A 13,261-nucleotide genomic window follows, 5' to 3' on the forward strand; every position below is an offset into this window, starting at 1 on the left:
CCGACCGATGCTCAGTGGCGTCAAACATGCTTCGGGAGCAGGCCAAATGGACAATTACGACACGGTCGAAAGCGACGAACACCCTTGGTTGGGCAGGCTGATCAAAGTCGGCCTCTTCCTTCTGGCGCAAAGCATTGCCGTGCTGCTGGTCAGCTTCGTCGCCCTGCTGGTGAGCTTCGAGACCTCCTGGTCGGCAACGACCGAGCAGGCCGGCCTGCTTCAGCCCGGCGACGCGAAATCCGGCACGCTCCTCCTGAAGGAGAACGGCACCACGACCGAGGCGGTCCGGCTCGGGATCGACGTCGACGTCACGGTCTCGGGCCCGACGCTGCGCACGCGCGTCACCCAGGCCTTCCGCAACCCGACCAAGGACTGGGTCGAAGCAACTTATGTCTATCCGCTGGCCAGCGGCGGTGCCGTCGACACGCTGAAGATGGTGGTCGGTGACCGCGTCATTGTTGGCGACATCAGGGAACGCCGGCAAGCCCGCGTGATCTACGAGGAGGCGCGCCGCACCGGGCAGAAGGCCGCGCTCACCGAGCAGGAGAGGCCCAACATCTTCACCAACTCGGTCGCCAATATCGGACCCGGCGAAACCGTGCTGGTGCAGATCGAATATCAGGAGCCGGTGCATCAATCCGGCAACGAATATTCGCTGCGCGTTCCGCTGGTGGTCGGGCCGCGCTACAATCCGGCGCCGATCGAGCAGAGCGTCGACTTCCGCAACGACGGCTCCGGCTGGGGCGCGACCCGTTCAGACCCGGTGCCTGATCGTGAGCGCATTGCCTCACCGGTGCTCGATCCCGCCAAGAATGCGCCGGTCAATCCGACCAGCATCACCGTGCATTTGAAAGCCGGCTTCGCCCTCGGCGAGGTGAAGAGCCATTTTCACAACGTGAAGATTGAAACCCCGGACGACATGACGCGCGTCGTGACGCTCGCCGACGGCACCGTGCCCGCCGACCGCGACTTCGAGCTGACCTGGAAGCCAGCCGCTGAAAAAGCACCGTCAGTCGGGTTGTTCCGCGAGCATGTCGGCGATGCCGACTACCTGCTGGCCTTCGTGACGCCGCCAGCCGCCGAGCAGGCAACCCAGAAGCCGCCGCCGCGTGAGGTGGTGTTCGTGATCGACAATTCCGGCTCGATGGGCGGCACCTCGATCGAGCAGGCCAAGGCGAGTCTGCTTTATGCGCTCGGCCGCCTGCAGCCGAACGATCGTTTCAACGTGATCCGCTTCGACGACACCATGGACGTGCTGTTTCCGGCCTCGGTGCCGGCCGACGCCGTCCATGTCGGTGAAGCGACATCTTTCGTCGGCGCATTGCAGGCGCGCGGCGGCACCGAGATGGTGCCGGCGATGCGCGCAGCGCTGACCGACAAGATCGGCGACACCAACATGGTTCGCCAAATCGTCTTCCTGACGGACGGCGCGATCGGCAACGAGCAGCAATTGTTCGAGACCATTTCGGCGATGCGCGGCCGCTCGCGCATCTTCATGGTCGGCATCGGGTCCGCGCCCAACACCTATCTGATGACGCGAGCCTCCGAGCTCGGCCGCGGCGCCTTCATCCATATCGGCTCCGTCGATCAGGTCGAGGAACGCATGCGCGGCCTGTTTGCCAAGCTGGAGAACCCCGCCGTGACCGGCATCACGGCGAAGTTTTCCGATGCCAAGGCTGACATCAAGGCCGACGTCACGCCGGCGATCATCCCGGACGTCTATCGCGACGAGCCGCTGGTGCTTGCCGCGAAGCTCGACAAGCTCGCGGGCTCGCTGGAGATCAAGGGTCATGTCGGCGATCGTCCGTGGTCGGTCACGCTGCCGTTGAAGAATGCCGCTGAAGGCAAGGGCCTGTCGAAGCTTTGGGCCAGGCGCAAGATCAGCGATGCGGAAGTGGCGCGCACGCTGCACGAGATGACCCGGGAGGACACGGACAAGACGGTCCTTGCACTGGCCCTCGATCACCAGATCGTCACGCGGCTGACCAGTCTCATCGCGGTCGACAAGACGCCTTATCGTCCCGAAGGTGCACCGCTCAAGCTCAGCGAGCTTCCGCTCAACCTACCGGCTGGCTGGGATTTCGCGAAGGTGTTCGGCGAACGACCGCGGCAGGCACCGGCACAGCCGCGCGAGCGCCGCGCCGATGCGGGCCAGCCTGCGGCAAGGCGGCCAGCACCTGTCACCGCGGATACGATCCACCTGCCCAAGACAGCGACTTCTGCGGAACTGAAGATGATCGCGGGCCTGATCCTGATCGTGCTTGCCCTGATCCTGTTCGTGTTCAACCGGCGTCGGACCTTGCTCACTGACGCCGCTTGAGAGAGGAGCACCCCGAACTCCTCTTGCTTGGCGCGCGCGGCTGCCCGTCCCGAACCAAAGGTCGCGCGCGCCTTTTTTCTTCCCGTCATTGCGAGCGCAGCGAAGCAATCCAGACTGCCTCCTCGGAAAGACCCTGGATTGCTTCGCTGCGCTCGCAATGACGAATGTGGAAACAATGCCCCGCCTCATCTCGCCTCTGGTCTTGGCGCTGGTCGGAACGATCCTGTTCGGTGACGGCGCCTACATCCACGCCAAGGCATGGCTCGCGCAGGTGCTCCTGGAGCGTGCGTTCGAACGCAGCATTGCGACCGGCCAGCCGGTCAAGCCATGGTCGTGGGCCGACACCTGGCCGGTGGCGCGGATCGAGGTGAAGCGGATCGGCGCCAGCGCGATCGTGCTGGAAGGTACGAGCGGCCAGGCGCTCGCCTTTGGACCCGGCCACATCCACCGGTCGGTTGACGCCGGCGAGCGCGGTGTTGCCGTCTATGCGGCGCATCGCGATACACATTTCCGCTTCCTGCGAAATGTCGCCATCGGTGATGTGATCGACGTCACACGCAGCGACGGAAAGCGCTTTCGCTATCGCGCGGATTCCTCGGCGATCGTCCATTTCGACGCATCCGGCATCGATCCCGACACTCAGGGCTTCGAGCTTGTCCTTGCGACTTGCTGGCCGTTCGACGCCGTTACGTCCGGCCCCGAACGTTACCTGCTGCATGCGACCCTGATAGACGATCGTGAATAGCCGTTCGCAATCGCGAAGTTCGGGATTGATCTCTCGCCCGCAAGGCTTACTGACGTGCCGAACAATGACGTCATAAGCGGCTGAACTGGCGCTGCCGTCAGCAGACCTATAAGAAGGCCTGCGGGTCTTTGCGGCGGATCTGGGTGGGAAGACGGGGTAGATGGACGGAGAGTTCAGGCAGCGTCTCGAACATCGATTGGAACAGCTCGAAAACCGCGTCGCGCTGCTGGAGCGAAACCTGGGTTTCGTTGCGGCAGGTCAGAGACGTGGCTCGCTTCGAGGCCTCTGGCGACGGCCGCCGATGTGGACCTTCGAGCAATATCTGCCGCGCCTGCTCAACCTGAACGCGTTCAAGTCCGCGCCTGCGATCCCAGCGAATGCGCCGCGGGTCGCAATGGTCACGCCGAGCTACAACCATGCGCAATATATCGGCGCCACGATCGACAGCATCGTCAACCAGGCCTACCCGAACCTGCATTATCACGTGCAGGACGGCGCTTCGATCGACGGCACCGTCGATCTCCTGAAGAGCCGCGGCAACAGCATCAGTTGGAAGAGCGAGCCGGATCAGGGCCAATCCAACGCCATCAATCTCGGTTTTGCCGGCGTCGACTGTGAGATCATGGCCTATCTCAACAGCGACGACATGCTGCTGCCGGGGACGCTCGCTCATGTCGTCAACTATTTCATGTCGCATCCCGATGTCGACATCGTCTACGGCAACCGCATCTTCATCGATCGTGATGGACTCGAGGTTGGACGCGCGGTGCTGCCTCGGCACGACGGCAGGACGCTGCAATATGCCGACTACATTCCGCAGGAGACGATGTTCTGGCGCAAGCGCGTGTGGGACACGATCGGCCCAATCGACGAAAGCTTCCATTTCGCGATGGACTGGGACTTCATCCTGCGGGCACAGGCAGCCGGATTCAAATTCGCACGCCTGCCGCGGTTTCTCTCCTGCTTCCGGATCCATGACGCACAGAAAACGGCGGCAACCTACGCGGTCGGTGTCAAGGAAATGGGCATCCTGCGGCGTCGCGTCCTCGGATTTGATCCGACACAGATTCAGATAAGGCGCGCCATTGCGCCTTATCTGCTGCGGCAGGTTGCCTATCATTACGGCTACAAACTGGGCGTGCTGCGCTACTGAGGACGGCGCGGTTGCGTGCGATCCGCCGCGCATTCCGCCACGCGGCATGCAGCGCCGCCGGTTGCCACTCCCGTCAACTCACCATACGATCAGCTGACGCGCAGCCAAGAAGAACAACAGGTGAGGTCACGCCATGGAAGCTCAGGTCCCTGCCGCGTCGGTTCCTGCCCGTCCATGGTCGCCACCGCCCGATGCCAGCGACATCGTCAAGGGCATCCATGCCATGCTGCATCCACACAACATCGTGCTGGTGGGCGCGACCGACAAGCCGGGCAATTACGCCGAGCGCATCTGGAACAATCTGGTCAAATACGGCTTCGAGGGCGGGCTCTATCCTGTCAACGCCAAGCGCGAGAGCATCTGGGGCGTACCCTGCTACAAGGATTTTGCAAGCCTCCCTGAAAAGCCCGACCACGTCCTTGTGCTGGTGCCGGCACGCTTTGCGGTGCAAGTGATTCGGGACGCCGCCGCCGCCGGCGCGCGGTCCGCTACGATCGTCACCTCGGGCTTCAGCGAATTGCAGGATGAGGAGAGCCAGAGGCTCGCCACTGAGCTGCAGCGGGCGGTGCGCGAGACAGGGTTGGCCGTCACGGGCCCGAACTGCCTCGGCAATTTGAGCGCCGGCGAAAAGCTCTTCACCAATATCGACGACCGTACCGTCACCATGGAACAAGGCGCGGTGGCGATCGCCGGGCAGTCGGGCGCCATCGTCATGGCGGTCCGTCAGGCGCTGGAAGATCGCGGCGTCGGTGTCGGCTACATGGTGACAACAGGGAACGAGAGCGGGCTCGAGACACCGGACCTGATGCGCTATTTCGCCGAGGATCCCAGCGTCAAGGTGATCGTGGTCTATCTCGAGGGCGTGCGCAACACCAGGGCGTTTCGCGACGCCTGCAAGGCCGCGCGTGCCGCCAGCAAGCCTGTGATCGCGCTCAAGCTCGGATCATCGGAGGGTGGTCGCGCCGCCGCAATGGCACACACCGGCGCACTCGCGGGCTCGATCGAGACATTCGACGCGATCGCGACGCGCGAAGGCGTGATCCGCGTCGCCGGCCTCGACGAGTTGATCGAGACCACCGAGTGCTTCGTCCACGCCGCCGTGCCCAAGGGCAACCGGCTTGCAGCGGTGACGCTGTCGGGCGGTAAGCGCGGCATGCTGATCGATGCCTTCTATGCTCAGGGCCTGAATTTCGCGCCACTGAACCCGCATGTCAGCAGTGAGCTCGGCAAGATGCTCGGACCGGGGTCGATCGTCGGCAATCCGCTCGACGCCGGCTTTGCCGCTGTCGTTGATCCCTCCGTCTACATGAAGTCGATCAAGCTGATGATCGACGATCCCGATATCGACATCGTCATCATCGACGCCGAGTTTCCCAAGGCGCCGCACGAGCAACGCGAACGGAACTTGCGCATCGTCAACGAAATGGCGGGTCGGGCCGCAAAGCCCGTGATCTATATCAGCGCGATGTCGATCGGCTTCACCGAGTTCACCAAGGGTTTGCGCAAGTCGCTGCCGCATCTGGCCGTGATGCAGGGCATGGACCGTGCGGTGACCGCAATCAAATCTCTGCTTGCCTATGCGAAGCTGCGGAAGGAGGTGCCCGACATCGTCTCGAGCTCGAAGCCGGCAGCACGCGCCGTGCTGGAGAAGGCGTTGAAGTCGGCGCGCGGCGCCGCGCTCGACGAGGTCGCCTCGAAGAAGCTGCTCAAGGCCTACGGCATCCCGGTTTCGAAGGAGGGAATCGCACAGACGGCGGCGGAGGCGGTGAAGATCGCCAAGCAGATCGGATTTCCTGTCGTGGCCAAGGTCGTCAGCGCCGAGATCCTGCACAAATCCGATATCGGCGGCGTGGTGTTGAATCTCAACAGCGCAGCCGAAGTGAAGAGGGCGTTTGCCGACATCACCGCGCGGGTGAACAAGCTGAAAGGCAAGCCACGGCTCGACGGCATCCTGATCGCGCAGCAGGTCAAGGCCGACCTCGAGCTCGTGGTCGGCGCCTCGCTGGACGCCGAGATGGGGCCGGTCGTGCTGTTCGGCACCGGGGGCATCGATATCGAGCTGATGAAGGACGTGGCGCTGGCCGGCGCACCGCTGGACGAGGCCGAGGCGCGGCTCCTGATCGGCCGGACCAAGGCCGGCATCAAGATGCGCGGCTATCGCGGCAAGCCCGTGTTGCACGAGGCTTCCGCCATAAAGGCGCTGGTCGGCCTGTCCAACCTGATCGCGGATGCCGGCGACCGGATCGCCTCGATCGATGTCAATCCATTCCTGATCAACGCCAGGACGGGCGTTGCGGTCGATGCGCTGATCGTGCTGAACAATGCTGCGGCAAAACGCGCGGCTGGCCATTGATGTCGCGTAGGGCGGATTAGCGCCAGCGTAATCCGCCAGTTTGTAGGCCGGCGGACGATAAAGTGGCGGGTTACGCTTCGCTAACCCGCCCTACGTACCATGACTGGCTCCCTTCCAACTTCCGGGCATTGGCCGTAGACTCCACTTCATGGCACGCGCGAGCAATCTTGTGATCGGAACGGCGACATTGACGGTGATCGCCGTCGCGTTCGGCGGTCTGCTCGGCGTGCAGAAATGGCGCGCCAGCCAGAGCCGCAGCCAATTGCGCGTCGTTTTCGAAGGCGGTTCCGCAAGCGGACTGCGCCGCGGCGGTCCGGTCAATTTCGACGGTGTGCCCGCCGGCCAGATCCTGTCGATCCAGCTGCAAAGTCCGCGCAAGGTCGTGGCGCTGGTGTCGCTCGACAACACCGCACCGATCCGCAAGGACACCGTGGCCGGCATCGAGTTCCAGGGCCTTACCGGCGTTGCCGCGGTCTCGCTGATTGGCGGCGCCCCGTCTGCGCCGCCGGTGCCGCTGGACTCGGACGGCATCCCCGTGCTGACCGCCGATCTCAGCGATGCCGAATCCATCGTCGACACGCTGCACAGCGTCGACCGCACCATCGTCAGCAACGCGCCCGCAATCAAGGACGGCCTGCGGACGTTCGAAAACTACACCGCCGATCTCAGCGGCAAGGGCGAGGAGATCGACGCCGTGATGCTCAAGGTCGACAATGCATTTGCAGGCTTCGACAAGGCTGTTACGAAGATCGAGGGCGCGGTGCCGGGTTTCGTCGACGGCAAGGCCGACGAGCTGTTCGAAAAGGTGAAGGGGCTGCACGAGCTCGCCGACACCATGAAGAAGAAATCGGCGAGCTTCCTCGAGGACACCCGTCGCTCTCTGCTCGATGTCAGCGAGGCCGCCAACAAGATGAGCGGGCTGCCTGCTCCCGCCGCCGCCCCGCGCCCGCCACGCAAGCCGGCGCAGCCGAAGCGATAGAGCCTGTTCCTAGTAATTGCTCGGCGCCGTCTCATTTGGAATGCCATCGATCGGGCATTCGGCCGTACCCGGCGTCGAGCGCGTCATCGCCTCGACCATGTCCCGCGTTCCTTCCGGATCGGCGATCCAGTTCTTGTAGAAATCATACGGGCAGGCCGCGACACCGCGTGGGCTGTCGCCGGAGTTGATCATGCCGGTGTAGCCGCGGTGAACCAGCTTGTAGAGATGGTTCTGCGACTGGCCGTTACGGCGCGCATCGCGGATCAGGTGTTTCGAGAGCTGCGCGTACTGGATGCCATAATCCTCCTCGCCGCATTCGCCGAGTGTACGGCCATCGAAACCGATGATCGCGGAATGGCCGAAGTACGAATAGACGCCGTCGAAGCCGGCGGCATTGGCAACCGCGACATAGACGTTGTTGGCCCAGGCCATGGCCTTGGAGATCATGACCTGCTGCTCCTTGGCAGGGTACATGTAGCCCTGGCAGCGTACGATCAGCTCGGCACCCTTCATCGCGCAGTCGCGCCAGATCTCCGGGAAATTGCCATCGTCGCATATGATCAGGCTGACCTTCATGCCCTTGGGGCCTTCGGAGACATAGGTGCAATTGCCGGGATACCAGCCTTCGATCGGCACCCAGGGCATGATCTTGCGGTACTTCTGAACGATCTCACCCTTGTCGTTCATCAGGATCAGGGTGTTGTAGGGCGCCTTGTGCGGATGCTCCTCGTGGCGCTCGCCGGTCAACGAAAACACGCCCCACACTTTTGCCTTGCGGCAGGCCTCGGCGAAGATTGCGGTCTCTTCGCCTGGGACCACCGAGGCCGTCTCGTACATCTCCTTGGAGTCGTACATGATGCCCTGGGTGGAATATTCGGGGAAGATCACGAGATCCATGCCGGGCAGTCCGACCTTCATGCCGACGATCATGTCGGCGATCTTGCGGGCGTTGTCGAGCACCTCGGCCTTGGTGTGCAGGCGGGGCATCTTGTAGTTCACCACTGCGACGCCGACGGTGTCGTTGCTGCTGGAAATATCGCCGTGAAGCATGTTGGACGCTCCTGTCTTTTATTGGTTCGATGTTGGCGTTTGGCGTCAGTGGCTGATCATCCAGGGGCGCGCCGTTGGAAAGCCCTTCGCGCCGCTTTTGGTCTTGGTCATCAACCGCGCGGGCCTCTTCTTGTCCGTCCCGCTCTTGTCCTTGACGGTCTTGCCCGACGAGCAGCAGCCGCAGCCGGGACCGTGCGAAGCCTTGTATTGTGTCAGCGTCTGCGGCGCATGCGAGCTGCGCTCGTTGACGGCATGTGCCTTGCGCTTGTCTGCCGGCATGCAGAAGAAGTTCGGCGCGGTCAGGATGACGCGCGGCGCCATCGTCTCGCAGGTCGGGCAGTTTTGCGGATCGTCGCACTCCGCCATCGGACGCAAATCCTTGAACGGACCGCAATCGTCACAGAGATATTCGTAGACCGGCATCTTTTTGTCCTTCGTGTTCTTTGATCCGTCAGTCCTTCGAGCTCGCCTTGCCCTGCAAGGCGAGCACCTCAGGATGACGGGGACGCACCGCTCACTTGTCCGGCGAGATCGGCATCTGGATGTCGCCGGCGATGTGCTTGATCGGCCCCGCCGCCGACGGCATCACGTCGAAGTCGAAGATCTCCGTCGGCAGCCACAGCGTGGCGCAGGCGTTGGGCACGTCGACCACGCCGGAGATGTGGCCCTGGCACGGCGCGGTGCCGAGGATCGAATAGGCCTGAGCGCCGGAGTAGCCGAACTTCTTCAGATATTCGATCGCATTCAAGCAGGCCTGGCGGTAGGCAATGTGCACGTCGAGATAATGCTGCTTGCCTTGCTCGTCGACCGAGATGCCTTCGAAGATCAGATAGTCCTTGTAGTTCGGCGTGATCGGCGACGGCTTGAAGATCGGATTCTTGATGCCGTATTTCGACATGCCGTCCTTGATCACCTCGACCTTGAGGTGCAGCCAGCCGGCCATCTCGATCGCACCGCAGAAGGTGATCTCGCCGTCTCCCTGACTGAAATGCAGGTCGCCCATCGACAGACCGGCGCCGGGCACATAGACCGGGAAGTAGATCTTCGAGCCGCGCGAGAGATCCTTGATGTCGCAATTGCCGCCGTGCTCCCGCGGCGGCACAGTGCGCGCGCCTTCTGCGCCGATCTTGGCTTTGACGTCGCCCTTGGCACGGCCGCCATGCGCCGTCGCCGCGAATGGCGGATTGGCAAGGCCGGGAACGCGGGTCGGGTTGGTCGAGATCAGCTCGGCCTCGCGCTTGTTCCAGGTCTCCAGCATCTTCGGATCGGGCAGACAGCCGATCAGGCCGGGATGGATCAAGCCGGCGAAGTTGACGCCGGGCACGTGGCGCGACGAGGTGTAGAGACCCTTGATGTCCCAGATCGACTTCTGCGCCAGCGGGAAATGGTCGGTGAGGAAGCCGCCGCCGTTCTGCTTGGAGAAGAAGCCGTTGAAGCCCCAGAGGCTCTCCTTCATCGGACCGACGTCGAGCAGGTCAACCACCAGAAGATCGCCCGGCTCGGCGCCCTTGACGCCGATCGGCCCCGAGAGGAAGTGCACGATCGACAGATCGATGTCGCGCACGTCGTCGGCGGAATCATTGTTCTTGATGAAGCCGCCGGTCCAGTCGTAAGTCTCGATGATGAAATCGTCGCCGGGATTGACCCAGGCCACGATCGGGATGTCGGGGTGCCAGCGATTGTGCACCATGTCATTTTCGTAAGCCGACTTGGTGAGATCGACCTTGATCAGTGTCTCTGGCATCGAGAGGCTCCCCTTTACTACGGTTGGTTAGACGGACAGATATTTCGAGACTTGCGCAGCATCGACGGCGTCGCGCGGATCATCGCGCACGATCTCGCCGTTCTCGATGACCAGCACGCGGTCGGCGATATCGAGCGCGAAGCTCAGGACCTGCTCGGACACGACGATCGACAGGCCCTTCTCGTCACGAATGCGCTTGAGCGTGCGTGCCATGTCCTTGATGATCGAGGGCTGAATGCCTTCGGTCGGCTCGTCGAGCAGCAGCACTTTCGGCTTGGTCGCCAGCGCCCGGGCGATGGCGAGCTGTTGCTGTTGCCCGCCGGAGAGATTGCCGCCGCGACGACCCTTCATCTCCAGCAGCACCGGAAACAGCTCATAGATGTCACTGGGCACTTCGGAGCCGCCGGAGACGACGAGTCCGGTCTCGATGTTCTCCTTCACGGTCATGGTGGAGAAGATCATGCGACCCTGCGGGACGTAAGCGAGGCCCTTGGCGACGCGCTCATAACTGGGCAGGCCGACCAGTTCCGCGCCGTCCATGTTCACCGACCCGCTTTTGGTCGGCAGAATGCCCATCAGCGATTTCATCAACGTGGTCTTGCCCATGCCGTTGCGACCCATGATCGCAACGATCTCGTTGGGCGCGACCTTGACGTTGAGGCCGTGCAGCACCTCGCTCTGGCCGTAGGCGACGTGAAGATCGGAAATTGCCAGCATGACGCGCTCCTTAGGCTCGGTGTGCCTTCCTTCTCCCCTTGGAGAAGGTGGCGCGGGCGAAGCCCGCGACGGATGAGGGGTATGCATCTGCGGATACGAGCGGCAATTTGATGCGCGGAGGGATACCCCTCACCCGGATCGCTTCCGCGATCCGACCTCTCCCACGAGGGGAGAGGTGCACCGTTACTGCCGCTCCAGACTCGCTCGCTTTCATCATCACTCAATGCCCCAGATAGACTTCAATGACCTTGGGATCGTTCTGCACCTTCTCCATGGTCCCCTCGGAGAGGATCTGGCCCTGATGCAGCACGGTGACTTTGTGCGCGATGTCCTCCACGAACTTCATGTCGTGCTCGATCACCAGCACCGACCGGTTCTTGATGATGCGATTGAGCAGCTCGGCAGTCTTGGCGCGCTCGGAGACGCTCATGCCGGCGACCGGCTCGTCCAGCATCAGAAGATCCGGGTCCTGGATCAGCAGCATGCCGATCTCGAGCCATTGCTTCTGGCCGTGGCTGAGCAGATCGGCGCTCATGTTCAGCTTGTCCTTCAGGAAGATCATCTCGGCCACTTCGTGCACGCGGTCGCGCACGGCGGCATCGCGGGTGAAGGTCAGCGCGCCGAACACCGAGCGGCCGCGCGGATAGGAGATCTCCAGATTCTCGAACACGGTGAGGTCGTCGTAGATCGACGGGTTCTGGAACTTGCGTCCCACTCCGGCCTTGACGATCTCGTTCTCCTTCATCCGCGTCAGCTCCTTGCCGCGGAACTGAATCGAGCCTGACGTTGCTCTGGTCTTGCCGCAGATCAGGTCGAGCACGGTGGTCTTGCCGGCGCCGTTCGGGCCGATGATGACGCGGATCTCGTTCTCGTCGACGTAGAAAGAGAGATCGTTGACCGCTTTGAAGCCGTCAAACGACACGGTAAGCGCTTCGACAGCGAGCAGGAATTCCTTGGGCTGATGACCGACGAGCATGACCTATCTCCTCACTGCCGGCGTGGCATCGGCATCGTGATGACCTACGAGCATGATGATCTCCTCACTCTGCCGGGGCGCCGTCGGCGACCGAGCTGTCGGTCCAGCCGTCAGGTTTGGGTTTGCGCGAGGCGATCAGGCGATCGATGCGCGGCTGCACATAGTCGCCCCAGATCCCGGCAAGACCGTTCGGGAAGGCGAGCACCACGGCGATGAACAGGCCGCCGAGACCGAACAACCACAATTCAGGGAATGTCTCCGAGAGACTGGTCTTGGCGAAGTTGACCAGCAGCGTGCCGTAGATCGCGCCCAGGATCGACAGCCGGCCACCGACCGCAGTGTAGATCACCATCTCGATCGAGGGCACGATGCCGACGAAGGACGGCGACATGAAGCCGACATTGAGTGCGAACATGGCGCCTCCGATCGCGGCGAACACGGCGGCAATGCAGAAGGCGAAGATCTTGAAGTTCGCGACGCTATAGCCTGAGAAGCGGACTCGGTCCTCCTTCTCGCGCATCGCCACCAGGATGCGCCCGAGCTTGGAGTGCCTGACGAACTGCGCGATCATGATGCAGACGAACAGGCAGCCGACCTCGAAGAAGTAGAGCACGATCTTGGCGTGGTCGGGCCTGATGTCCCATCCCTTCAGGGTCCGCAGGTCGGTCATGCCGTTGATTCCGCCGGTGTAGCCCTGCTGGCCCACGATCAGGATTGTGAGAATGGCCGCGACAGCCTGGGTGATGATCGCGAAATAGGTGCCACCGACGCGGCGCTTGAACATCGCGGTGCCGATGACCAGGGCGAAGATGCCGGGCACCAGAACAATGGCAGCGATCGTGAAGGTGAGGCTGTGGAACGGCTTCCAGAAGAACGGCAGCGCCGTGATCTGATTCCAGTCCATGAAGTCGGGAATGCCGGGGGTGGACTGGATCTTGGTATTCTCAACGCTCGACGCTTCGAGCTTGAGGAACATCGCCATGCAGTAGCCGCCGAGGCCGAAGAACACGCCCTGGCCCAGGCTCAAGATGCCGCCATAACCCCAGCAGATCACCAGCCCGAGCGCGACGAAAGCATAGGTCAGGTATTTTGCGACCAGGTTGAGCCGGAAGACGTCGAGCGTGAGCGGCAGCACCACCACCAGGAACACCGCGAGCACCAGAATTCCGATGAGCTCCGATCGATTGAAGAACCTGTTGTCGGTCATTGCATCAGCCTCACATT

Annotated in this window: 11 protein-coding genes; 5 read left to right on the forward strand and 6 right to left on the reverse strand. The window is 62.6% G+C overall.

The genetic code is table 11. From position 1 onward, the window contains the following. Nucleotides 1–46: 46 nt before the first annotated feature. The 5 genes from XH91_RS33440 (at nucleotide 47) to XH91_RS33460 (ending at nucleotide 7,550) form a co-directional block, all read left to right on the forward strand. Nucleotides 47–2,320 (forward strand): marine proteobacterial sortase target protein, encoded by a 2,274-nt coding sequence (locus tag XH91_RS33440; RefSeq protein ID WP_128954561.1) that lies wholly within the window; start codon nucleotides 47–49, stop codon nucleotides 2,318–2,320. Between the two features lie 175 nt (nucleotides 2,321–2,495). Beyond that, complete coding sequence (locus XH91_RS33445) at nucleotides 2,496–3,065, forward strand: class GN sortase (RefSeq protein WP_128955074.1); 570 nt, start codon at nucleotides 2,496–2,498, stop codon at nucleotides 3,063–3,065. 160 nt (nucleotides 3,066–3,225) lie between these two features. Further along, complete coding sequence (locus XH91_RS33450) at nucleotides 3,226–4,218, forward strand: glycosyltransferase family 2 protein (RefSeq protein WP_128954562.1); 993 nt, start codon at nucleotides 3,226–3,228, stop codon at nucleotides 4,216–4,218. 133 nt (nucleotides 4,219–4,351) lie between these two features. Beyond that, complete coding sequence (locus XH91_RS33455) at nucleotides 4,352–6,571, forward strand: acetate--CoA ligase family protein (RefSeq protein ID WP_128954563.1); 2,220 nt, start codon at nucleotides 4,352–4,354, stop codon at nucleotides 6,569–6,571. Between the two features lie 148 nt (nucleotides 6,572–6,719). Beyond that, nucleotides 6,720–7,550, forward strand: a complete 831-nt coding sequence (locus tag XH91_RS33460; RefSeq protein WP_128954564.1) for an MlaD family protein — start codon at nucleotides 6,720–6,722, stop codon at nucleotides 7,548–7,550. Nucleotides 7,551–7,559: 9 nt separating this feature from the next. On the opposite strand, the gene XH91_RS33465 is transcribed toward XH91_RS33460, so the two are convergent. From XH91_RS33465 to urtC, 6 genes are all read right to left on the reverse strand, one after another. Then, nucleotides 7,560–8,600 carry an aliphatic amidase gene (locus XH91_RS33465; RefSeq protein ID WP_128954565.1) on the reverse strand — a complete coding sequence of 347 codons (1,041 nt, stop codon included), beginning with the start codon at nucleotides 8,598–8,600 and terminating at the stop codon, nucleotides 7,560–7,562. Between the two features lie 45 nt (nucleotides 8,601–8,645). Continuing rightward, nucleotides 8,646–9,023 carry an FmdB family zinc ribbon protein gene (locus XH91_RS33470; RefSeq protein WP_128954566.1) on the reverse strand — a complete coding sequence of 126 codons (378 nt, stop codon included), beginning with the start codon at nucleotides 9,021–9,023 and terminating at the stop codon, nucleotides 8,646–8,648. A gap of 91 nt (nucleotides 9,024–9,114) precedes the next feature. Next, nucleotides 9,115–10,344 carry a formamidase gene (gene fmdA, locus XH91_RS33475; RefSeq protein ID WP_128954567.1) on the reverse strand — a complete coding sequence of 410 codons (1,230 nt, stop codon included), beginning with the start codon at nucleotides 10,342–10,344 and terminating at the stop codon, nucleotides 9,115–9,117. A gap of 27 nt (nucleotides 10,345–10,371) precedes the next feature. After that, nucleotides 10,372–11,061: an urea ABC transporter ATP-binding subunit UrtE gene (gene urtE / locus XH91_RS33480; protein ID WP_128954568.1), complete on the reverse strand. Its 690-nt coding sequence runs from the start codon at nucleotides 11,059–11,061 to the stop codon at nucleotides 10,372–10,374. A gap of 220 nt (nucleotides 11,062–11,281) precedes the next feature. Continuing rightward, nucleotides 11,282–12,037, reverse strand: a complete 756-nt coding sequence (urtD, locus tag XH91_RS33485) for an urea ABC transporter ATP-binding protein UrtD (protein ID WP_128954569.1) — start codon at nucleotides 12,035–12,037, stop codon at nucleotides 11,282–11,284. A gap of 64 nt (nucleotides 12,038–12,101) precedes the next feature. Then, nucleotides 12,102–13,244: an urea ABC transporter permease subunit UrtC gene (gene urtC, locus XH91_RS33490; RefSeq protein WP_128954570.1), complete on the reverse strand. Its 1,143-nt coding sequence runs from the start codon at nucleotides 13,242–13,244 to the stop codon at nucleotides 12,102–12,104. Nucleotides 13,245–13,261: the final 17 nt, after the last annotated feature.

Source organism: Bradyrhizobium guangzhouense, assembly GCF_004114955.1.
GTDB lineage: Bacteria > Pseudomonadota > Alphaproteobacteria > Rhizobiales > Xanthobacteraceae > Bradyrhizobium > Bradyrhizobium guangzhouense.